Source organism: Streptomyces sp. FXJ1.172, assembly GCF_001636945.3.
Lineage (GTDB): Bacteria > Actinomycetota > Actinomycetes > Streptomycetales > Streptomycetaceae > Streptomyces.
Map to the genome: position 1 here is coordinate 3,348,346 of NZ_CP119133.2, position 22,221 is coordinate 3,370,566.

Here is a 22,221-nt window from a genome sequence, read left to right on the forward strand (position 1 = left end):
CCGTTCCTGTCGCGCCGCCCCTGCGGCGTCGTCCGGGTGGTCATGCCAGACCGGTCAGGCGGGCGATCTCGACGGCGGCCCAGGGCGCCATCTTGAATCCGCCCCCGTTGAAGCCGGTGGCCAGCAGCAGCGCGGGCTCGTCCGGGTGCGCCGCGACACGGGCGCGGCCGTCCGGGGCCCAGCACTCGGCGGCGCGCAGCCCGCCGAGGTGCCGGCTGTCGGGGAGCCACCCCCAGCGCCGGGCGCCGGCCGCGGCGGCCAGCTGGGACTGGGCCGCGTCCACCGGCTCCCGGCCGGGCGGCGAGGCCAGCCGGGCCCCCGTCGGGTGTCCGACGTACACCCCGCCGGAGTCCGGGTCGGGCCGGCCGTTGACGTCGAACTCGTCGTCGGTGAAGGCGGGTTGGCCGAGCGCGGGCGCATCCGGCCGGTACAGCTCGACCTGTACGGCCTGTGCCCACAGGTCGTGCGCCAGTCCCCAGCCGGCCAGCAGACGGGGCGTGTCGGCGCCCGCGGCCAGGACCACCCGGTCGGCCCGGACCGCTCCCGAGGTGGTGCGCACCCCGGCGATCCGGCCGTCGGCCGAGCGCAGCGGGCTGTGCACGGCGACGCCTTCGAGGACCGTGCCGCCCCGGCGCCGCCCGGCGCGCAGGAAGCCGCGGGTCACCTCGGCCGGGTCCAGCCAGCCCGACTCCGGCTCCCACACCGCCCCGGTGGTCGCAGGAGCGGCCAGCAGATGACCGAAGCGCTTGGTCACCTCCTCGGCCTCCAGCCAGGTCACGGGCAGTTCGCCGCCGAGCCGGGCGGCCTCGGCGCGGGCGGCCGCCGCGCGCTCGGGGGCCGGCACGTACAGGAACCCGCTGGTGTGGAAGGCGGCCGGTTCACCGGTGTGCTCGCTGAAGTCCCGGAAGCAGCGCCAGCCGGCCGCCGCCCGGTCGGACAGGACCGGGTCGTCGTGGTAGCAGCGGACGATGCCGCCGCTGAAGGCCGTCGTACCGAGCCCGGCGCGGTCCCGTTCGACCAGGGTGACGCGGGCGCCCCGGGCGGCCAGTTCGTGGAAGACGGCCGTACCGATCACCCCCGCGCCGACCACGACCACGTCGGCCCGGTGGACGGGGTCAGTCATGTGCCGCGCCTTCCAGGGCGAGCGCGGTGTCGTCGCGGTCCTTCGCCGCGTCCCGGTGCTCCAGCACCGAGCGGAGGATCTCGCCGGAGCGGACCGCGACCATCGACAGCAGCGAGGACGTGATGCCGTGCGTGTGCTCGGTGCCGCCCTGGACGTAGATCCCTGCGTCGCCCGGGCCGTCGAGGCTCAGCCGGTAGTCGCGGCCGATCCGCAGCCGTCCGGCGGTGTCCCGGGAGACGTAGGGGGCCAGGGGGCCGAGCAGCGGCACCGGGTCCTGCTCGTCGTAGCCGGTGGCGAAGACGGCCGCGTCGGCGGTGACCGTCTCCTCGGTGCCGGTGGCCTGCGAGCGGATCCGCAGGGTGACGCCGGTGCCCTCGTCGCGCACGTCGGTGACCTCGCTGACGCCGCGGATGTGCAGGCGGGCCTGGCCGCGCACCTTCTCCTGGTACGCGCGCCGGTACAGCTCCTCGATCAGGTCGAGGTCCACCACCGCGTAGTTGGTGTTGCGGTGGTAGGCCATCAGCCGGTCCTTGGCGTCCTGGTCGGCGTCGTAGTAGACGTCGACGGCCTCGGGGTCGAAGACCCGGTTGGCGTACGGGCTGTCGTCGGCCGGGCTGTAGCCGTAGCGGGCGAAGACCGCCTGGACCTCGGCCTGCGGGTAGGTGCGGTGCAGGTACTCGGCCGCCTCCGCGGCGCTCTGCCCGGCGCCGACCACCACGAACCGCCGGGCGTCCGCGGTCCGTCCGGCGAGCCGGGTCAGCAGCTCACTGCTGTGCCAGACGTTGGCGCCGGGCTTCACCCCGTCGGGCATCCGGGGCCGCAGGCCGCAGGCGACGACCACGTTGCGCGCCCGGTGCACGGTGCTGCCGCCGGGGCCCTGGACGACCACTTCCAGCAGGTCGCCGGCCGCACGGACCTCGGTCACCTCGCTGGAGTAGGAGACCAGGTGGTCGACCCCGGCCGCGGCCCACTCGAGGTAGTCGTGGAACTCCTCACGCGTGGGGTAGAGGATCTTGTGGTTGATGAAGTCCACCAGCCTGCCGCGTGCGTGCAGGTAGGGGACGAAGCCGAAGCGGCTGGTCGGGTTGCGCAGGGTGGCCAGGTCCTTCAGGAACGACACCTGCATGGTGGCGCCGTCGATGAGCATCCCCCGGTGCCAGCCGAAGCTCGGCTGGCGCTCCAGGAAGAGTGCGGTGACCGCCTGGTCGCGTGGCGCGCTGTCGTTGTGTTCCTCAAGGGCGATGGCCAGGGCCAGGTTGGCCGGCCCGAAACCGATTCCCACAACGTCGTAAACCGGCGAGAAATTGTCGCGCGGATTCCCCATCAAGACATTTCCCTTCCCGTCGGGCCGTTGTTTCGATATGCCATTGCCCGAGGCGAGTCCGAAGCTATCCCGGATTCCGGCCGGGCAGCCGTCGGGTGGCGGAGCGTGGCAGCGGGCTGCCACTCGGTCCACGGCACACCCTGCCAACTTGCCCGATATCACCGGCTATTTCGCACTATGCCCATGGCACCTTCCTGCACGGTCCGCCGGATCGCTCTGGATCGGAGCCGAAGCCGCCACGCACAGTTGAACGGGACAGGAAATGGCACGGGAATTACCCTGGCCCACCGGCCGAGCGACCCTTTTCGGGATATGGATAGCGCATGATCACCAAGTTTCGGATACATGAAGGCGCCGCTGAGAGCGAGTTCGGCATGGCGTGCCAGCGGATCATTCCCTGGCAGGTCCCGGAGGGCCGGGAGGACCGGGAAGGCCGGGAGGAGCAGGCGGGCCGGGAGGAACCGCCGTTCGGCGGCATGGCCTGCTTCCTGCCGGCCGGCGCCTCCTCGGACCCCGACTGCCACGACCAGGACGAGGTCATGGTGATCCTCTCCGGCTCCGGCAGCGTCGACCTCGCCGGCGAGAAGGCCGACTTCACCACCGGTGACGTGGTCGTCCTGCCCCGCAACAAGGAGCACGTCGTGCACAATCCGACCGCGCAGACCCTGACCTGGCTCTCGGTCTACTGGCCGCTGCACGAGCCGAAGCGGGCCGAGGGCGCGGAGGTGACCGCGTGACCGCTCCGGTCTGGATCACCGCCACCCCGCCCACACCCAACGGCGACCTGCACGTCGGCCACATCGCCGGGCCCTATGTCGCCGGCGACGTGCTGCGCCGCTTCCTCGCCGCCGACGGTGTCCCGGTCCGCTACACCACCGGCCTCGACGACCACCAGAGCTACGTCCCCGTGCGCGGCCTGAAGGACGGCGGGCGCGGCGGCGACGAGGTCGCCGACGGCTACGGCGAGTCCATCGTCCGGGTCTGGCGGCAGGCCGAGGTCGGCTTCGACCGCGTGGCGCACCCGCGCAAGGAGGACGGCTACCTCGCCCACGTCCAGGACTTCCTGAAGCGGCTGTACGACGCCGGGCACGTCGTCGCCCGCACCCGCCCGCTGCCGTACTGCACCCCGTGCGAGCGCTGGCTGTACGAGGCGTACCTGACGGGCAAGTGCCCGCACTGCGGCTCCTCCTCCAACGGCAACGCCTGCGAGCCGTGCGGCCGGCCCAACGACTGCGCCGACCTGGCCGACCCGCACTGCACCGTGTGCGGCACCCCGGCCGGGATCCGTGACGCCGCCCGGCTCTACTTCCCGCTGGCACCGCTCGCCGACCGGCTGGAGGCGTTCTGGGCCGAGGTGGACATGCCGCCGCATCTGCGGGTCCTGTGCGAGCGGATGCTGGCCGACGGGCTGCCGGAGATCGCCGTGAGCCACCCCGGCGACTGGGGGGTGCCGGTGACGGTGCCCGGCTTCGAGGACCAGCGGGCCTACGTGTGGTTCGAGATGGCCCCGGGCTACCTGTGGGAACTGCCGCAGGAGGAGCGGGAGCAGGAGACCTGGCCCGCGCCCGTGCAGTTCTTCGGCTTCGACAACGGCTACTTCCACGCGGTGCTCTTCCCCGCCCTGTACGCCGCCCTGCACCCCGGGGGCGCCCTCGCGCGGGCCTTCGTGGTCAACGAGTTCTACCAGCTGGAGGGGCTGAAGTTCTCCACCAGCCGGCGGCACGCGATCTGGGCGCACGAGGCGCTCGCCGAGGCCGGCTCCGACGTGCTGCGCCACCATGTGCTCGCCGACCGGCCCAACGGCCGCCAGACCAGCTTCACCCGGGCCGACCTGGAGCGCACCCGGGCGCTGCTGGCCACCCGGTGGAACGGCTGGCTGGAGCGGCTGTTCGCGGCTGTCGCCCGGGACAGCGACGGCCGGGTCCCCGAGGAGCGGCCCGAGGGCCCGGCCTGGCAGCGGCTGCGCGCCCGGCTGGAGCGCTCCGTGGCGGAACTGCGCGAGGCGTACGGCGTCGAGGGCTTCGACACGCGCCGTGCCGTCGCCCTGCTGGACGAGATCGTCGCGAGCGCCGACGACTTCGGTTTCGTCCACGAGCACGAGCGGGACCGCTCGCCCAGCGCCCACCGGGCCGCCCTGAGCGCCCAACTGGCCGTCGCCGGCGCGCTGTCGGCGTGGGCGGCGCCGGTCATGCCGGCCGGCGCGGCACGGCTCGCCGCGCTGCTGGGCGAGGACGCGGACCGCGCCGTCGACACCGCCGCGCTGACCCCGCCCCCGGCGGGCCGGCCGCTGAGCGTGCCCGGCCGCCCGGTCTTCGGTGACTGAGGTGCGCGTCGCCGTCGTCGGACCCTTCAGCGGGCCACGGGCGGCCTGGGGCGAACTGCTGACCCGGGCCGCCGCCGGCCACGCCCGTCCGGGCGTCGTCTGGGAGTTCCACGACGACAGGGGGGACGCCGAGGAGGCCGAGCGGATCGCCCGCGCCCTGACGGCAACGGGCCGGGTGCAGGCGGTCGTCGGCCACTTCAACAGCCTGGGCGCGGCCCGGGCGTTGCCCTGGTACCGGCGGGCCGGTCTGCCGCTGCTGCTGCCGCTCGCCACCGACCCGGACCTGCTGGCCTCGGGTGGCGGCGGGGCGCTGCGCTGGTGCCCGCACGACGAGGGACAGCCGGGGGCGGTACGGCGGGCCGCGGAGGAACTGGGCCTCGGGGAGCCGGGCGTGGCGGACGACGGCAGCGAGTACGGCCGCCGGCTGGCCGGGCGGTTCCGAGCGCCGGGCGGAGACACCGGACTGCCTCCGGAACACGGCGGCCCCGGCGTGCGCGCGGCCGGCCACCACGGACCCGCGGCCGCGTACGGCCGCGACCGGCCCGGTGGGCAGGCACCGTCCGGACGGCCCCTCGTCATCTGCGGCACCCACCACGGCGCCGCGGAGGCCGCGCAGCGCCTTCGCGCCGAAGGCCACCACGGTCCCCTGTTCTTCACCGACGACTGCGCCGTGCCCGAATTCGCCGGTCTGCTCGGCGAATTGGCGGCAGGCGCGCGGGTCGTACGGCTGCGCGGCGGGCCGCAGCGCCAGGTCGACGCGGCCTTCACCGCGCTCGTACGCGCCCTGCGCGCGGACCCGGCCGCCACCGGTGACCGGCTCCTCGCCGCCGTCCGGGACGCCGCCGGCCTCTCCTTCGACGCCGACGGCGATCCCGTCGACGCGGACGACGCCGCCGGCTGGGAGGTCGTACCGGTCACCCGGCTCACGGCCCCGGCCGGCACGCCGGCCACCGGGTACGACGTCGTGGTCGTCGGCGCCGGCGTGGTGGGCGCCGCCACCGCGGCCGAACTGGCCGCGGCGGGCCTGTCCGTGGCCATCGCCGACCCCGGCCCGCGGGCCGACTCGGCCACCCGGTTCTCCGGGGGCCTGGTCCGGGCCTACGAGCCGGAGCCCGTCACCCGCGCCCTGGCCGTCCGCAGCCACCAGCTGCTGTGGGGCACCGCGTCCCCGCCCCGCTCGGCCGGCCTGCGCCGCACCGGCTCGGTGGTGCTGCTCGGCCCGGACGACGTCGCCGAGGCCGAGCGCGGAATCGGCGAGCTGACCGCGGCCGGGATCAAGGCCGACCTGCTCACGCCCGGCGAACTGGCCGATCGCTGGCCGGACTTGACGGTGGACGGCGTCGCGGCGGCCGTCTGGGAGCCGGGCGGCGGCTACGCCGACCCGGCCGGCACCGCCGCGCTGTACCTCGCCCGGGCCGTGCGGCACGGGGCCACGCTGCTGCCGCCGGGGCCGGTGCACTCCCTGGAGCCGCACCGGCGCGGGGTGCGGGTGAGCACCCCGGCGGGCCCGGTGACCGCCCGCTGCGCCGTGGTGGCCGCGGGCAGCGGCACCCCCGCCCTGCTCGACGGCCGGCTGCCGCCCCGCCCCGGCGGCCCGGCCCCGCGCACCAAGCGCATCCGGTACGCCTTCTTCCGCGGCCCCGGCCGGCCGCTGCCCACGGTCAGCGATCTGACCTGCGGCATCTGGGGCCGCCCCCAGCTCGACGGGCCGTACGCCGGTGGTCATCTGACCGGCAGGCCGGTCGACGAGTGGGACGTGCCGGCCGACGGCGGCGACACGCTCACCGACGAACAGGTGGCCCACATCCGGGCCGGGGTCGTGCACCGCTGGCCGTGGATCGCCCAAGTCCCCTGCCAGGGCGGCAGGTTCGGCACCGACCTGTACCATCCGGACGGGCCGTTCCTGGGACTTCTTCCCGGCGAGCCCCCGGTCGTGGTGGCCGCGTGCTGGTCCGGAGCCGGCTTCAAGACGGCGCCGGGCGCCGCCGAGGAGGCGGCAGCCGCCGTGCGGTGCCTGCTGCAGTGGCAGGGCACCCCGCCGTGACCGCTCCGCCCCCGGCACACACCGAAGGTGACACCTTGAGCACTGCCCCCCGCCAGGTCCTCGCGGACGAACTCCCGGTCACGGACCGGACGCGGCTGCGCCGTATGAAGGAGAAGGGCCGGACCGCCCGCGCGGACCTGGACGCCGTCCTCGCCGCCGGGTTCGTCTGCCACCTCGGCGTCGTCGTCGACGGCACTCCCGTGGTCGTACCCACCGTGTACGGCGCCACCGCGGACACCCTGTACGTCCACGGCTCGGTCGCCGCGCGCAGCCTCACCTCGGCGCCGGAGCAGACCGTCTGCTTGACCGTCACCCATGTGGACGGGATCGTGCTGGCCCGGTCGCTGTTCGAGCACAGCATCAACTACCGCAGCGCCCTGGTCTACGGCGTCCCGCGCCGGGTCACCGACCCGGAGGAGACCCTGGCCGGACTGCGCCTGATCGCCGAGCAGGCCCAGCCCGGGCAGTGGGACTACGCCCGCCGCCCCAGCCGCAGGGAACTGGCCGCGACGACGCTGCTGGCCCTGAGCCTCGAGGAGGCGTCGGTCAAGGTCCGCACCGGACCGCCGGACGACGGCGACAGCCCCGACGCCGCCCTTGGCCTGTGGGCGGGCGTGGTCCCCGTGAGCCTGGTGCGCGGCACCCCGGTGCCCGACCCCGCGCTCGCGCCGGACATCCCGCTGCCGCCCCACCTCGGCTGAGACCCCGCCCGGGGTCCAGGACGCAGTACGACGACACACAGAAAGGCGAAACGCCATGTGCGGTCTGACCGGTTGGGTCTCCTACGGACGGGACCTGACGAGGGAGCGGGAGCAGGAAGCGGTCGCCGCCATGACCGCGACCATGGCCTGCCGCGGCCCCGACGACTCCGGCGTGTGGACCCGGCCGCACGTGGCGCTCGGCCACCGCCGGCTCGCCGTCATCGACATCGAGGGCGGCCGCCAGCCGATGTCCTACGACACCGGCGGCGGCGAGGTCGCCCTCGCCTACACCGGCGAGATCTACAACTTCGTCGAGCTGCGCGACGAACTGCGCCGCCGCGGCCACACCTTCCGCACCCGCAGCGACACCGAGGTCGTGCTGCACGCCTACCTGGAGTGGGGCGAGGCGCTGGCCGAGCGGCTGAACGGCATGTACGCCTTCGTCGTCTGGGACGGCCGCGACGAGCGGCTGCTGCTCGTCCGCGACCGCCTCGGCGTCAAGCCGCTCTACTACTACCCGACCGAGGACGGGGTCCTCTTCGGCTCCGAGCCCAAGGCCATCCTCGCCAACCCCGGGGCGGAGAAGGCCGTCGACCTCGACGGGCTGCGGGAGGTGTTCTCCTGGATCCGCACCCCCGGACACGCCGTGTGGCGCGGCATGCGGGAGATCCGGCCGGGCACCGTGGTCACGGTCGACCGCGGCGGCGAACGCACCCGCACCTACTGGAAGCTGGAGGCCACCGAGCACACCGACGGCACGGCCGCCTCCGTCGCCCGGGTGCGCGAGCTGCTCACCGACATCGTGCGCCGTCAGCTGGTCACCGACGTGCCGCGCTGCACCCTGCTCTCCGGCGGCCTGGACTCCAGCGCCATCACCGCGTTCGCCCAGCGGGAACTGGGCGACCGCGAGCAGATCCGCAGCTTCTCCGTCGACTTCGCCCGGCACGAGGAGAACTTCACCGCCGACCCCTTCCGCGCCGACGCCGACGCCCCGTTCGCCATCGAGACCGCCGCGCACTGCGGCACCGCGCACGAGAACCTGGTGTTCGAGGCCCAGAGCATGGCCGATCCGGCGGTGCGGCGCGCGGTGGTGGCCGCGAAGGACCTGCCGGCCGGGTTCGGTGACGCCGACAACTCCCTGTATCTGCTGTTCAAGGCCATCCGGGAGCGCTCCACCGTCGCCCTGTCCGGCGAGTCCGCCGACGAGGTGTTCGGAGGCTACAAGTGGCTGCACCAGCCCGAGGCGCAGCGGTCCGGCACCTTCCCCTGGGTCGACCACACGCATGTGACCAGCCCGCACACCGGCACCGGGATCTACGACAAGGGCCTGCTGGCCGACCTCGACCTGCCCGGCTACATCCGCGGGCGGTACGCGGAGGCGGTCGCCGAGGCCCCCCGGCTGGCCGGCGAGGACGAGTTCGAGGCACGGATGCGGCTGGTGTGCTACCTGCACCTGACCCGGTACCTGCGCATCCTGCTCGACCGCAAGGACCGGCTCAGCATGGCCGTCGGCCTGGAGGTCCGGGTGCCGTTCTGCGACCACCGGCTGGTCGAGTACGTCTTCAACACGCCGTGGTCGATGAAGACGTACGACGGCCGTGAGAAGAGCCTGCTGCGGGCGGCCTCCGCCGATCTGCTGCCGCGTTCGGTCGCGGAGCGCCGCAAGGCGCCCTACCCGTCCACCCGCGACCCGTTCTACACGGCCGCGCTCCAGCAGCAGGCCAAGGAGGTGCTCGCCGACCGCGGCCACGCCGTGCACGCGCTCACCGACCAGGAGTGGGTGCAGCAGACGGTGTCCCTCGCCGCGGCCGACGTCGACGGCGGGGCCCGCACCGGTCTGGAGCGCTGGCTCGACCTGGCGACCTGGCTGGAGATCCACAACCCCCGGCTGGTCCTGTCCCGCTGAGCCCGCGCGGCCGGCCGGTACGCCGATGCCCCGCCCTCCGCAGACACGGAGGGCGGGGCATCGCCCGTTCAGGGACCCGTCAGTCCTCGGAGGCCGAGGGCTTCTCGGAGACCGCCGGCTTCCCGGCGGGGGCCGGCTCCTCAGCCGCTTCGGAAGCAGCGGACTCCTCGGAAGCGGCAGGCTCCTCGGCAGCCGCAGACTCCTCGGCAGCCGCGGGCTCTTCAGAGGTCTCGGCAGCCGCGGCGTCCTCGGCCGCCTCGGTGCGCACCTCTCCCTCGGCCACCGCCGCGGCCAGCGCCTCCGAGGTCTGGGCCGACTCGGCCAGCACCTCGTCGGCGACCAGCTCGGCGGCCTCCTTGGCGGCCGAGAGCAGGACGGTGTCCTGCGGCGCCTGGTCCTCGAAGTTCTCCGGGTGGTGGCAGGCGACCCGCTGGCCCGGCCGCAGCTCCACGAGCGCGGGCTCGGTCGTCCTGCAGATCTCCGTGGCCTTCCAGCACCGGGTGTGGAACCGGCAGCCGGTCGGCGGGGAGATCGGCGAGGGCACGTCGCCCTTGAGCAGGATGCGCTCGCTCTTGGCGTTCTTCCGCTTCGGGTCCGGAATCGGCACCGCGGACATGAGCGCCTTGGTGTACGGGTGCATCGGCGTCTTGTACAGCAGGTCCCGGTCGGCCAGTTCGACGATCTTGCCGAGGTACATGACCGCGATCCGGTCCGAGACGTGCCGGACCACCGAGAGGTCGTGCGCGATGATCACGTACGTCAGGCCCAGTTCCTCCTGGAGGTCGTCCATGAGGTTGACGACCTGGGCCTGGATCGACACGTCCAGCGCGGAGACCGGCTCGTCGGCGACGACCAGCTTCGGCTTCAGGGCGAGCGCGCGGGCGATGCCGATGCGCTGGCGCTGACCGCCGGAGAACTCGTGCGGGTAGCGGTTGTAGTGCTCGGGGTTGAGGCCGACCACCGACAGCAGCCGCTGCACCTCTTTCTTGATCCCGCCCTCGGGCTCGACACCCTGGAGCCGGAAGGGGGCTCCGACGATGGTGCCGATCGTGTGGCGCGGGTTCAGCGAGGAGTACGGGTCCTGGAAGATCATCTGCACGTCGCGGCGCATCGGGCGCATGCCCGTCACCCCGAGGTGCGTGATGTCCTTGCCCTCGAACTCGATCGTGCCGCCGGTCGGTTCGAGCAGCCGGGTGATCAGCCGGCCCATCGTGGACTTGCCGCAGCCCGACTCGCCCACCACGCCGAGGGTCTCGCCGGAGCGGACCTCGAAGTCGATGCCGTCGACGGCGTGCACCGCCCCGACCTGCCGCTGGAGCAGGCCCTTCTTGATCGGGAAGTGCTTCTGCAGGCCGGTGACCTTCAGCAGCACCTCGCCGTCGGCGACGCGGCCGTTGCCGCCGTCTGCGTCGCTCTGCCGGGGAATCGTCCCTGCCTTCTCGGCCTTCTCGTCACTCACAGTTTCGGCGCAATCTCTTCGGTCCAGATCCGCTCCCGCTGCTCCTTGGTCAGGTGGCAGGCGGCCCAGTGCCGGCCGCCGACCTCGGCCAGTTCGGGGCGGACCGTGCGGGTGACGTTGTCCTTCGGCAGGTCGGCGTACGGGCAGCGCGGGTTGAAGGCGCAGCCGGACGGGACGTTGATCAGGGACGGCGGGGAGCCCTTGACCGGGATCAGCCGGTCCTGCTGCTCGCGGTCCAGGCGTGGCATCGAGCCGAGCAGACCCCAGGTGTAGGGGTGGCGGGGCTCGTAGAACACCTTCTCGGCCGGGCCCCGCTCGACGCACCGGCCGCCGTACATCACCAGGATGTCGTCGGCGAGTTCGGCGACGACGCCCAGGTCGTGGGTGATGATGATGACCGCGGAGCCGAACTCCTTCTGCAGGTCGCGGATCAGGTCCAGGATCTGCGCCTGGACGGTGACGTCGAGCGCGGTGGTCGGCTCGTCCGCGATCAGCAGCTCGGGGTTGTTCACCAGCGACATGGCGATCATGGCGCGCTGGCGCATACCGCCGGAGAACTCGTGCGGGTAGCTGTCCACCCGCTTGTCGGGCTGCGGGATGCCCACCCGGTCGAGCATCTCGACCGCGCGCTTCTTCGCGGTCTTCTTGTCGACGTCGTGGTGGATCCGGTACGCCTCCACGATCTGCTGGCCGATCGTGTAGTACGGGTGCAGCGCGGACAGCGGGTCCTGGAAGATCATCGACATCTGCCGGCCGCGCAGCCGGCGCACGTCGTCGGGGTCGGCGGACAGCAGCTCGGTGCCGTCCAGCCAGATCTCGCCGGAGATCTGCGCCTTGCGCTTGCCGTACTGGCCGGCGGTGTGCAGGCCCATGATGCCGAGCGAGGTCACCGACTTGCCGGAGCCCGACTCGCCCACGATGCCGAGGGTCTTGCCCTTCTCCAGCTGGAAGCTGAGCCCGTCGACGGACTTCACCAGGCCGTCGTCGGTCGGGAAGTGCACCTTCAGGTCGCGCACCTCGAGGAAGGCGGACGGCGCGGGCGAGGACTCGGTGGGCTCGCCGACGGCCGCCCCGGTCTTGCTGAGTTCGGTCATGACAGCCTCACCCGGGGGTCGATCACGGCGTACAGGAGGTCCACGAGCAGGTTGGCGACGAGCACGGCCAGCGACGTGATCAGGACGACGCCGAGGATGATCGGCAGGTCCTGGTTGCGGATCGCGGTGAGCACGGCCTGGCCGAGGCCGGGGAGGCTGAACGTGGTCTCGGTGAGGATCGCGCCGCCGATCAGGGCGCCGAGGTCCATGCCGAGCATGGTCAGGATCGGCGTCATCGTGGAGCGCATGGCGTGCTTGCCGATGACGACCGGCTCCGTGAGGCCCTTGGCGCGCGCGGTGCGGATGTAGTCCTCGCCGAGGATCTCCAGCATGGTGGCGCGGGTGATCCGGGCGTACATCGCGGCGTACAGGAAGGCCAGCGTGATCCAGGGCAGGATCATGCCGCCCAGCCAGCTGCCGAAGTTGTCCGAGATGGACACGTACTGGCCGTTGAACCAATGCAGCCCGAAGACGAAGATCGCCGAGGTGAGCAGACCGGTGAAGTAGATGGGCAGGGAGACGCCGGAGAGGGCGACGACCATGGCACTGCGGTCCCACAGGCTGCCCCGCTTGAGCGCGGAGAGGACACCCGCCGCGACACCGAAGACGAGCCACAGCACGGCGGCACCGAGCGCGAGTTCCAGGGTCACCGGGAAACGGCTGGTCAGTACGGGCCAGACGGCCTGCTCACTGCGGAACGAGTAGCCGAAGCACGGCGCCGCGCAGTGGGTGACATCGCCGCCGGCCGCGTAGGTACGGCCCACGAAGATGCCCTTGAAGAAGTGCCAGACCTGCGCGTAGATCGGGTCGCTCAGACCCAGCTTCGTACGCACCGCCTCGACGGAGGCCGGGTCGGCCTGCTTGCCCACGAAGCTCAGGGCCGGGTCGACGCCTGCCCACTTCGGGACGAGGAAGAAGATGCAGAAGACCACCACGACGGTGACCACCAGCATCACTGCGGCAGCGAACAGCCGCCTGATGAGGTAAGCGAGCACAGCGTACGGCCCGCCGCGGACCGTGGGCCGCCGGATTGTGTCCAGCGGCCCACGGTCACACCGCGCCGGCCTTCACCTGCCTTTCGTGCTGTTCAGCGGGTGTGCCGGGTTACTTCGCCGACTTCAGACCGAGGTTGACGAAGTCGTACATACCGTTGTACGCGTCGGTCGTGTAGACGTTCGCCAGGTTCGAACCGCGCCAGTTCAGGAACTTCTCGAAGGTGAAGGGCAGGTAGTACGCGCCGTCCATCACCTTGTGGTTGATCTGCGTGGCGAGGTCGGCCTTCTTCGCGTCGTCCAGCGTGGTGCTGTACGTGTCGAACAGGCCGTCGATCGTCTTGTCCTTGATGAGCGCGTAGTTGTTGTTACCGCTCTGCTGGATGAAGTGGCTGTCCCACAGCGGGGCGCCGTAGCCCTGGACCGTCGGGTAGTCCGGGCCCCAGCCCATGATGATGATGCCGTAGCCCTTCTTCTGGACGTTCGAGGGGCTGCCGATGATGCCGGTGGTCTGCGAGCCGTCGTACTGGTCGATCTGGGCGTTGATGCCGACCTTCTTCAGCGACGCCTGGAGCGACTCGGCGGTGGCCACCTCGGCGGGCTTGTTGTTGCGGACCGCGATGGTGGTGCTGAAGCCGTTCGGCTGGCCGCAGGCCTTCAGCTCGGCCTTGGCCTGGTCGACGTTGCCGTTCTTGTTGGCACCGGCGATCTGGTACGGGTCGTACTTCTGGCCCTCGGCGCCGGCGACGGCGGGCGGGAGCATGTTGGTGCCGATGTCACCACCGGCGATCGGGCCGCCGCGGGCGGTCTGGATCGACACGTGGTCGGCGCCGAGGATCACGGCCTTGCGGCAGTGGATGTTGTCGAACGGCTTGACACTCTGCGGGAAGACCGCGTAACGGACGTAGCCGGAGATCGGGTTGTCCAGGTTGCCCTTGTCCTGCTTCAGCGCCGTCTGGCGGCCCTGCGGGGACAGACCGGTCTGGGTCATGTCCAGCTGGTAGTCGCCGTTGATCAGACGCTGGTCGAGGTCGTTGGCGTTGGTGAAGAACTTGATGCTGATCTTGTCCGGGTACGCCTTGCGGACCGGGTCCGAAGAAGCGTTCCACTTGTCGTTGCGCACCAGGACCAGCGACTTGCCCGGGTCGTACGACTGGAACTTGTACGGGCCCGAGGAGAACGGGTGCAGGGCGTACTTGGACTTGGTGTCCATGTCCTGGCGGACCGGGGACGCCGCGGGCAGCGCCAGGATGTCCTGGAAGTCGGCGTTGGGCTTGGGCAGGTGGAAGACGATCGTCTTCGCGTTCGGCGTCTCGACCGCCGACAGGCCCAGGTGGTCCTTGCTGCTGTCCTTGTAGGGGCCCTGGTACTTGCCGTCCGGGTCCAGGGTGTCCTTCAGGTACGTCGGGCCGCCGGAGAGCACGTCCTGCGCCCAGTCGCGCTCGATGCCGTACTTGATGTCCTGGGAGGTGATCGGCTTGCCGTCCTCCCAGGTGATCCCGTCACGCAGGGTGAACGTGTAGGTCTTTCCGTCGGCCGAGACCTTGCCCGTGTCGGTGGCCAGGTCGGGGACGACCTTGCCGCCGTCCTTGCCCGGCTTGGTGTCGAAGGTGACCAGCTGGCGGGCGTAGTAGCGGGAGAAGTTCCACATGAAGCCGTAGTAGCCACGCGTGGTGTCCCACGAGTCGGCGTCCTGAGCGGACGCGAACTTCAGCTCGCCGCCCTTCTTGGCCAGCGAGGCCTGGGCAACCTTGTTGTTGGCCGCGTCGAAGCCGGCAGCGCCGTCCTTCGAACCGCTGCCATTGCCACCGCCGCACGCCGCCGTGGTCAGCAGCCCGGCGACCACTGCGGCAGCGGCAAGGGCCTGCTTGCGCCGCCCTGAGGTGCGTTGGGTAGTCACGATCTCGGATCCTCCGGAATTGATGAGAGACCCCGTGGCTGTGCTCACGGGACGCTTGGGGTACGGCAGTTCAGCGGGAGCCCTTCGGGTCGAGCGCGTCCCGCACGCCGTCGCCGAAGAGGTTGAACGCCAGTACGGTGATGAAGATCGCCACGCCCGGGATCACCATGTACATGGGGTCCGAGTCGTAGTAGTCGATCGCGTTCGAGAGCATCTGGCCCCAGGAGGGGGTCGGCGGCTTGACGCCCACGCCCAGGAAGCTGAGCGCCGCCTCGGTGAGGATGTTGGTGGGGATCATCATCGTCGTGTACACGATGATCGGCGCCACCAGGTTGGGCAACAACTCCTTGAAGAGGATGTAGAAGCGCCCGGCGCCCAGCGAGCGGGCGGCCTCGACGTACTCGCGTTCGCGCAGCGAGAGCGTCTGTCCGCGCACCACGCGGCCGATGTAGGGCCAGCCGAAGAAGCCGATGACCAGGATCATCACGAACAGCCGCACGCCGGTGCCGGACAGCCCCAGCATGTTGTTCGGCATGACGGAGACCAGGGCGATGATGAACAGCAGCTGCGGGAAGGCGAGAAGACCGTCCATGACCCGGCTGATGACCGAGTCGACCCAGCCACCGAAGAAACCGGCCAGGACGCCGAGAATCGTGCCCAGCACGACGGCGACGAGGGCGGACAGGAAGCCGACCAGCAGGGAGACCTGCGAACCGTAGATGATGCGCGCGAAGATGTCGCGGCCGTTGACCGGTTCGACACCGAGCAGGTGGTCGCCGCTGATGCCGCCCAACGACGCCTTGGGGGTGCCGAACAGCGGGTCGATGAGGTCCTCGTGGTAGACGTCCGGGTCCTGGCCGGCCAGGTTCGTGATGACGGGCGCGAGGATCGCGATCGCGATGAGGACGAGCACCACGACGCCGCCCGTCAGGGCGAGTTTGTCCCGCTTCAGGCGCTCCCAGGCGATCCGTCCCAGGGAGCGGCCCTGTACGGCCTTCGCGTCGGCGGCGGCGACCGCCGCTTCCTCGGCCGCACCGGGGGCCGCTTCCGCGGCCGGCTCGTGCAATGGTGCCGTCATTAGGCTGGGACCCCTCTCAACCGGCGGTAACCGGCCCGCACTTGCCGCTGGTAGCGGCATCAATCAGTCCGTCGTACACAGGGGCGAGCCCCTTGAAGGGGGAGTCTTCAACGCGCCGGCGATGAGCCGCCAGCCTTGGCGGAGAATGGATGCGCAACCGTGATGCAAGCTGGCGTTTCCTGTTATGCGGACAGGAAGTTGCGCCGACCGGACGGAAGCCGGTGGGCGGGCGGGCCGGATCGCGCGGCGAAAGCGGAGGTCAGCGGCCTTGGGTCAGTAGCCGCCGGGCACCGGCGGATAGCCGTAGCCGGCGGCCGGGGCCTGCGGCTGGGGCGATGCCTGGAGTTGCGGCTGGGGCCGCGGCGGAGCCAGGGCCGCGTGGGCCTCACGGTCGTAGAACGGGTGGGCGTTGGCCCGCATCCACATCACGACCGGGTCGTAGTCGTCGGTCATCGCGACCGTCGACACCGGCAGGCCCTCGGGGACCGCGCCGACGGACTGCTGCATCATCGCGCGCACCGAGTCGACCGCGGCCGGGGAGGTGTCGTACACGTCCAGGCCGATCGCGAGGTACGGCGCCCCGAGCGCGGGCTGCACCCAGGCGCGGCGCAGGGAACGCAGGGCCGGGGTGCGGTGGGCGTTCTGCGCGAGCACCGCGTAGAACTGCGGGATCTCGATGCCGGGTTCGGTGAGCCGGAGGGGGCCGGCGGGCTGGCGGTCCAGACCGGTGGCGATGCGCCGCAGGTCCAGCCAGGGGATGCCGACGCCGCCGCCCGAGGCGTGCGGGTTGAGCCAGAGGCCGTAGTGGTCGGGGTAGAGGGTGCGGGCCACGTCGAGGCCGTCGACGACCTCGTACGAGCGGTTCCAGCCGCTGGCCGACAGCTCCTGGGCGGAGGTGACGCAGGGGGCGTACTGGAAGCCGTCGACCTCCATGTTTCCGTACTGGGCGTCCGGGGAACCGGCCTGGCCGTGCCACAGCAGCATCCAGATCTGGCCGGAGGAGGGGGTGGCGAGGGCGCGCAGCAGGGCCTCGTAGGCGTCGTAACGTCCGGGCGTGACCTGGCGCAGCGTGTGCTCCACGCTGCCGCTGTGGCTCGCGCTCACCTGTCGTGCCCTTCCTTTTGGTGGCCCGCGTCAAAGACAGCTTAAGCGCCCACCAGCTCGGGGCCTTCTGTTCGTGCGCGGGTGCGGGTGAGTGGCGCCTTTCCCGCGCCCGCGCGGCGAGGCTGCTCGGCGGACACGGCCCCGCGCCCCTGTCCCCTGGGCTGCCCCCGGGTCACGGTCTAGTGACCGTGTTGGTAGAACGGCCGGACGTTCGCCCTCAGCCACTCGGCGACCGGGTCGTCCGTCACGTCCAGCAGGACCAGGCTGACCGGCCACCCGACCGGGACCCGGCCCAGGGCCCTGCCCAGCGCGTCCATGGGCAGGGTGCGCAAGTCGCCCTCCCACTGGGAGAGTTCCACGCCCACGAACATCACCGGCTCGGCCGTCTCGATGGCGGCCAGGCAGCGGCGGGCGGTGCGGACCACGCCGGTCCCGGCGAACTCGGCGGCCGCGGCGGAGAGGAAGTCGACCGGGTCGTCCTGCCAGTCGGGCTCGAAGAGGCGGACCCGGCCGCCGGTGTTGGGGCCGTCGAGGGGGGTGCGGCCCGCGCGGCACAGCTCGGCCACCGCGGCCGGCGGGAGCGGGATGCCGACCAGCCCGTCCGGGTTCACCGCGATGCCGGCCTGCGGGGGCAGGCCGCGGGCGAACTCGACGGCGGGAGCGATGGTGAACGCCATGTGGGAGCCGGCCCCCTGGCGCAGCTGCTCCTCCGAGCTGAACACCGGGACGTAGACCTGGCCGTCGATCTCCAGCGTGGGAAGGTCGAGCGGGCCGCTGCCGGGGCCGCCGCCGTTCGGCAGCGGGATCCACAGGAAGCTGCGGCCGAGGACCTCGATGATCCGGCCGGCCGCGGCGGGTATGCCGAGGGAGGCCGCGAGGACCTCCTCCAGCTCGTTGCCGGGCCAACCGCCGTGCGGGTGGGGGTGCGCCTGTGCCGGGAAGTCCGCGGGAATGTCCGCCGGGAAGTCCATCTGCCTACCGCCTGCTGGGAACCACTGCTGTGACCATGAAGGCTAGCGGGTTGCCGTGCCAGTCCCTCACCCTGTGAACCCGATCCGGTGCAGGGCGTCCGCCGCGGCGCGGTCCAGCAGCACCGCCGAGCCGCAGCCCGCGGGCACCCCGCCCCGCTCGACCGCGGCGAGCAGCCGGGCGGTCGTACGGCGGTGGCGGGCGAAGGTGTGGCGGGAGACGCCGCGGCCGCGTTCGCGCTGGCCCTCGCGGGCCGTCTCGGGTGCCACGTCGAGCAGCAGCAGGTGCAGGGTGGCGCCGCGGCGGCGGGCCTCACGGGCGAGCCAGCCGCGCACCCAGCTGCGGGTGCCGCAGTCGTGCACGACGACGCCCTCGCCGGTGCGCAGGGCGCGGCGCAGGGCGGCGTAGTGGGCGAGGCGGACCAGGGGGCGGTAGAGCGCGTAGGGGATGCGGCCGGGCATGCGGGCGTCCCAGCGGTCGCGGGTGTCCTGGGAGTCGATGCGGTGACCTTGGACCGCGCGGTGCATCAGGGTGGACTTTCCGCTGCCGGGCAGGCCGGTGACCACCACCACGTCCCGGGGGCCGAGGAGCAGGGCCCGCGGGCTGCGGCCCGCCCGGTCGCGCAGGTCGCGCACGAGTGGGGCCGGGCGGTCGGCGCGGCGCTCGCGCGCGGGGGCGGAGGGCTGCTTCGGCACCGCGATGCCGGCGGTGGTGGCGTACGCCGAGGTCCTGTTCACCGTGATCGTCCTCCCCTGTGGCTCCCCTGCGGGCTCGGCAATCCCCATGCCCGATTCATGCAAAGAGAAGGTAATGCGCGGTGTCCTGCGGGGAGGTGCGCGTACTGCCACAGGTCGGTTACAGATGCGGCCCTGACGGGCGGGGGTGCGGCGTGCAATGATGTGGCCGCCAACTGCATACCGGCCGCTTGAATCCGCGCGGGAGAGTCCCCAGCAGCCTTCGCTGGGGCGCCGAAGGAGCAAGTTCCTCCCTTGAATCTCTCAGGCCCCGTTACCGCGCGGGCGAGGCACATCTGAAAAGCGGGCCGCTGCGACAGTGGCTCCACCCAAGGTGCAAGCCGTGATCGTCCCCGTGGCGGTCATGGCGAACCTCTCAGGTTCCGATGACAGATGGGGAGGGACGTTCCTCGCCCGTCCTGTTTGTCCTGGGAGACGACCGACCGATGAGCAGCACTGAACTCCGTCACACCGCGCTCGATGCCGTGCATCGCTCGCTCGGTGCGACGATGACCGACTTCGCCGGCTGGGACATGCCCCTGCGCTACGGCTCCGAGCGCGACGAGCATGTCGCGGTGCGGACCAAGGCGGGTCTGTTCGACCTCTCCCACATGGGCGAGATCACGGTGACCGGCGCCGGGGCCGCCGCCTTCCTGAACCACGCCCTGGTCGGCAACATCGCCTCCGTCGGTGTCGGCCGCGCCCGCTACACCATGATCTGCCGGGCCGACGGCGGCATCCTGGACGACCTGATCGTCTACCGGCTCGCCGAGACCGAGTACATGGTGGTCGCCAACGCCTCCAACGCCCAGGTGGTGCTGGACGCCCTCACCGAGCGCGCCGCCGGCTTCGACGCCGAGGTGCGCGACGACCGGGACGCCTACGCGCTGATCGCCGTGCAGGGCCCCGAGTCCCCCGGCATCCTGAAGTCCCTGACCGACGCCGACCTGGACGGGCTGAAGTACTACGCCGGCCTGCCCGGCACCGTCGCCGGCGTCCCCGCGCTGATCGCCCGCACCGGCTACACCGGCGAGGACGGCTTCGAACTGTTCGTGAAGCCGGAGCACGCCGTCGAGCTGTGGCAGGCGCTGACCAAGGCCGGCGAGGGCGTCGGCCTGGTGCCCTGCGGCCTGTCCTGCCGGGACACCCTGCGCCTGGAGGCGGGCATGCCGCTGTACGGGCACGAGCTGACCACCTCGCTCACCCCCTTCGACGCCGGGCTCGGCCGGGTGGTGAAGTTCGAGAAGGAGGGCGACTTCGTCGGGCGCGAGGCGCTCGCCAAGGCCGCCGAGCGCGCCGCTTCCGAGCCTCCGCGCGTGCTCGTCGGCCTGATCGCCGAGGGCCGTCGCGTCCCGCGCGCCGGGTACACCGTCGTCGCCGGCGGCCAGGTGATCGGCGAGATCACCTCGGGCGCCCCCTCCCCCACGCTGGGCAAGCCGATCGCCATGGCCTACGTCGACGCGGCGCACGCCGCGCCCGGCACCGAGGGCGTCGGCGTGGACATCCGAGGCAGTCACGAGCCGTACCAGGTCGTGGCGCTGCCGTTCTACAAGCGCCAGAAGTAGAGACTGGGCGCGATCGCGTCCGCCGTGGGCCCGGTCCCGTGGCCGGCGCGTGACCCTGCGCACATTCGCCCGCTCACCAGCGGCTTCAGCAGTCCCCCCTTCATCAGCACTCCCGCGCGTACAGGAGAATTCAGGCCATGAGCAACCCCCAGCAGCATCGCTACAGCAAGGAGCACGAGTGGCTGTCGGCCGCCGAGGACGGCGTCTCGACGGTCGGCATCACGGAGCACGCGGCCAACGCGCTCGGTGACGTCGTCTTCGTCCAGCTCCCGGCGGTCGGTGACACCGTGACCGCCGGCGAGTCCTGCGGTGAACTCGAGTCGACCAAGTCGGTCTCCGAGCTGTACTCGCCGGTCACCGGTGAGGTCACCGCGACCAACGAGGACGTCGTCGACGACCCGTCGCTGGTGAACTCCGCCCCCTTCCACGGCGGCTGGCTGTTCAAGGTCCGCGTCGCGGAGGAGCCGGCCGATCTGCTCTCCGCCGACGAGTACACGGCCTTTTCCACCGGCGAGGAGTCGTAACCGAATGACCGCCTTGAACACGCCCCTGCACGAGCTGGACCCGGAGATCGCCGCCGCGGTCGACGCCGAGCTGAACCGCCAGCAGTCGACGCTGGAGATGATCGCCTCCGAGAACTTCGCACCGCTCGCGGTGATGGAGGCGCAGGGCTCGGTGCTCACCAACAAGTACGCCGAGGGCTACCCGGGCCGCCGCTACTACGGCGGCTGCGAGCACGTCGACGTCGCCGAGCAGATCGCCATCGACCGGATCAAGGAGCTGTTCGGCGCCGAGTACGCCAACGTCCAGCCCCACTCCGGCGCCTCCGCCAACCAGGCGGCCCTGTTCGCGCTGGCCCAGCCCGGGGACACCATCCTCGGCCTGGACCTCGCCCACGGCGGCCACCTCACCCACGGCATGCGGCTGAACTTCTCCGGCAAGCAGTTCAACGTGGTCGCGTACCACGTGGACGCCGAGACCGGCCTGGTCGACATGGCCGAGGTCGAGCGGCTCGCCAGGGAGCACCGCCCGAAGGTGATCATCGCCGGCTGGTCGGCGTACCCGCGGCAGCTGGACTTCGCCGGGTTCCGCCGGATCGCCGACGAGGTCGAGGCGTACCTGTGGGTCGACATGGCGCACTTCGCGGGCCTGGTCGCCGCCGGTCTCCACCCGAACCCGGTGGAGCACGCGGACGTGGTGACCTCCACGACCCACAAGACGCTGGGCGGCCCGCGCGGCGGCATCATCCTCGCGAAGAAGGACTTCGCGAAGAAGCTGAACTCGTCCGTCTTCCCGGGCTTCCAGGGCGGCCCCCTGGAGCACGTGATCGCGGCCAAGGCGGTCTCCTTCAAGGTCGCCGCGAGCGAGGACTTCAAGGAGCGCCAGCGCCGTACGGTGGAGGGCGCCCGCATCCTGGCGGAGCGGCTGACGGCCGCCGACGCCCGCGAGGCCGGCGTGAACGTGCTCTCCGGCGGTACGGACGTGCACCTGATCCTGGTCGACCTGCGCGAGTCGGAGCTGGACGGCCAGCAGGCCGAGGACCGGCTCCACGAGGTCGGCATCACGGTGAACCGCAACGCCGTCCCGAACGACCCCCGGCCCCCGATGGTCACCTCGGGCCTGAGGATCGGCACGCCCGCCCTCGCCACCCGCGGCTTCACGGCCGAGGACTTCGCCGAGGTCGCGGACGTGATCGCCGAGGCGCTCAAGCCGTCCTACGACGCGGAGGCCCTCAAGGCCCGGGTGAAGGCCCTGGCCGAGAAGCACCCGTTGTACCCGGGTCTGAACAAGTAGGACACCTTTCGCGGGGCACCGCGCACACTGGGAGTACCGGCGTGCGCGGCCCGCACCGCCGTACCGCTCTTTTCCGCTTCACCCCGTCTTTTCGCTTCACCCCCGTCTTGA

General features: G+C 71.9%; 18 protein-coding genes and 2 riboswitches. Of the genes, 8 read left to right on the top strand and 10 right to left on the bottom strand.

Annotated features, from left to right (window positions below):
* Positions 1-40: 40 nt before the first annotated feature.
* Positions 41-1,123 carry an NAD(P)/FAD-dependent oxidoreductase gene (locus A6P39_RS14695; RefSeq protein WP_067055942.1) on the bottom strand — a complete coding sequence of 361 codons (1,083 nt, stop codon included), beginning with the start codon at positions 1,121-1,123 and terminating at the stop codon, positions 41-43.
* On the bottom strand, positions 1,116-2,447 hold the full coding sequence (locus tag A6P39_RS14700) for a lysine N(6)-hydroxylase/L-ornithine N(5)-oxygenase family protein (RefSeq protein WP_067055944.1): 1,332 nt from the start codon (positions 2,445-2,447) through the stop codon (positions 1,116-1,118). The genes A6P39_RS14695 and A6P39_RS14700 overlap by 8 nt, the downstream gene beginning before the upstream one ends.
* Positions 2,448-2,770: 323 nt before the next feature.
* Here A6P39_RS14700 and A6P39_RS14705 point away from each other — a divergent pair, with 323 nt between their 5' ends.
* The 5 genes from A6P39_RS14705 (at position 2,771) to asnB (ending at position 9,421) form a co-directional block, all read left to right on the top strand.
* On the top strand, positions 2,771-3,184 hold the full coding sequence (locus A6P39_RS14705) for a cupin domain-containing protein (RefSeq protein ID WP_067055946.1): 414 nt from the start codon (positions 2,771-2,773) through the stop codon (positions 3,182-3,184).
* Complete coding sequence (locus A6P39_RS14710; RefSeq protein WP_067055948.1) at positions 3,181-4,770, top strand: class I tRNA ligase family protein; 1,590 nt, start codon at positions 3,181-3,183, stop codon at positions 4,768-4,770. Before A6P39_RS14705 ends, A6P39_RS14710 begins: the two co-directional genes overlap by 4 nt.
* Position 4,771: 1 nt before the next feature.
* The gene (locus A6P39_RS14715) at positions 4,772-6,814 is read left to right on the top strand and encodes an FAD-dependent oxidoreductase (RefSeq protein ID WP_067055950.1); all 2,043 of its coding nucleotides are present in this window, start codon (positions 4,772-4,774) and stop codon (positions 6,812-6,814) included.
* Positions 6,815-6,918: 104 nt separating this feature from the next.
* Positions 6,919-7,515 carry a pyridoxamine 5'-phosphate oxidase family protein gene (locus A6P39_RS14720; RefSeq protein ID WP_079133828.1) on the top strand — a complete coding sequence of 199 codons (597 nt, stop codon included), beginning with the start codon at positions 6,919-6,921 and terminating at the stop codon, positions 7,513-7,515.
* Positions 7,516-7,570: 55 nt separating this feature from the next.
* Entirely contained in the window at positions 7,571-9,421 is a 1,851-nt protein-coding gene (gene asnB / locus A6P39_RS14725) for an asparagine synthase (glutamine-hydrolyzing) (protein WP_067055952.1), read from the top strand.
* Between the two features lie 79 nt (positions 9,422-9,500).
* Here asnB and A6P39_RS14730 read toward each other — a convergent pair whose 3' ends face one another.
* From A6P39_RS14730 to A6P39_RS14765, 8 genes are all read right to left on the bottom strand, one after another.
* Positions 9,501-10,847 (bottom strand): ABC transporter ATP-binding protein, encoded by a 1,347-nt coding sequence (locus A6P39_RS14730; protein ID WP_067056042.1) that lies wholly within the window; start codon positions 10,845-10,847, stop codon positions 9,501-9,503.
* A 29-nt stretch (positions 10,848-10,876) separates the two neighbouring features.
* Entirely contained in the window at positions 10,877-11,974 is a 1,098-nt protein-coding gene (locus tag A6P39_RS14735; protein WP_067055953.1) for an ABC transporter ATP-binding protein, read from the bottom strand.
* Positions 11,971-12,969 carry an ABC transporter permease gene (locus tag A6P39_RS14740; RefSeq protein ID WP_067055957.1) on the bottom strand — a complete coding sequence of 333 codons (999 nt, stop codon included), beginning with the start codon at positions 12,967-12,969 and terminating at the stop codon, positions 11,971-11,973. Before A6P39_RS14740 ends, A6P39_RS14735 begins: the two co-directional genes overlap by 4 nt.
* Positions 12,970-13,078: 109 nt before the next feature.
* The gene (locus A6P39_RS14745) at positions 13,079-14,866 is read right to left on the bottom strand and encodes an ABC transporter substrate-binding protein (protein ID WP_067055959.1); all 1,788 of its coding nucleotides are present in this window, start codon (positions 14,864-14,866) and stop codon (positions 13,079-13,081) included.
* A gap of 70 nt (positions 14,867-14,936) precedes the next feature.
* Positions 14,937-15,944, bottom strand: coding sequence for an ABC transporter permease (locus tag A6P39_RS14750; protein ID WP_067055961.1), 1,008 nt, complete (start codon positions 15,942-15,944; stop codon positions 14,937-14,939).
* Between the two features lie 273 nt (positions 15,945-16,217).
* A complete protein-coding gene (locus A6P39_RS14755) occupies positions 16,218-17,048 on the bottom strand; it encodes an enhanced serine sensitivity protein SseB C-terminal domain-containing protein (protein WP_067055963.1) in 831 nt (276 codons plus the stop codon).
* 179 nt (positions 17,049-17,227) lie between these two features.
* On the bottom strand, positions 17,228-18,019 hold the full coding sequence (locus tag A6P39_RS14760) for an enhanced serine sensitivity protein SseB (protein WP_067055965.1): 792 nt from the start codon (positions 18,017-18,019) through the stop codon (positions 17,228-17,230).
* Between the two features lie 66 nt (positions 18,020-18,085).
* Positions 18,086-18,754 carry an AAA family ATPase gene (locus tag A6P39_RS14765; protein WP_067055967.1) on the bottom strand — a complete coding sequence of 223 codons (669 nt, stop codon included), beginning with the start codon at positions 18,752-18,754 and terminating at the stop codon, positions 18,086-18,088.
* Between the two features lie 189 nt (positions 18,755-18,943).
* Positions 18,944-19,041, top strand: a riboswitch (glycine riboswitch).
* Positions 19,042-19,154, top strand: a riboswitch (glycine riboswitch).
* A gap of 43 nt (positions 19,155-19,197) precedes the next feature.
* Between A6P39_RS14765 and gcvT the strand changes: the two genes are divergently transcribed.
* From gcvT to glyA, 3 genes are all read left to right on the top strand, one after another.
* Entirely contained in the window at positions 19,198-20,316 is a 1,119-nt protein-coding gene (gene gcvT / locus A6P39_RS14770) for a glycine cleavage system aminomethyltransferase GcvT (RefSeq protein ID WP_067055969.1), read from the top strand.
* A gap of 137 nt (positions 20,317-20,453) precedes the next feature.
* Positions 20,454-20,840, top strand: a complete 387-nt coding sequence (gcvH, locus tag A6P39_RS14775; RefSeq protein WP_067055972.1) for a glycine cleavage system protein GcvH — start codon at positions 20,454-20,456, stop codon at positions 20,838-20,840.
* A gap of 4 nt (positions 20,841-20,844) precedes the next feature.
* Positions 20,845-22,110: a serine hydroxymethyltransferase gene (glyA, locus tag A6P39_RS14780; protein WP_067055975.1), complete on the top strand. Its 1,266-nt coding sequence runs from the start codon at positions 20,845-20,847 to the stop codon at positions 22,108-22,110.
* Positions 22,111-22,221 lie beyond the last annotated feature (111 nt).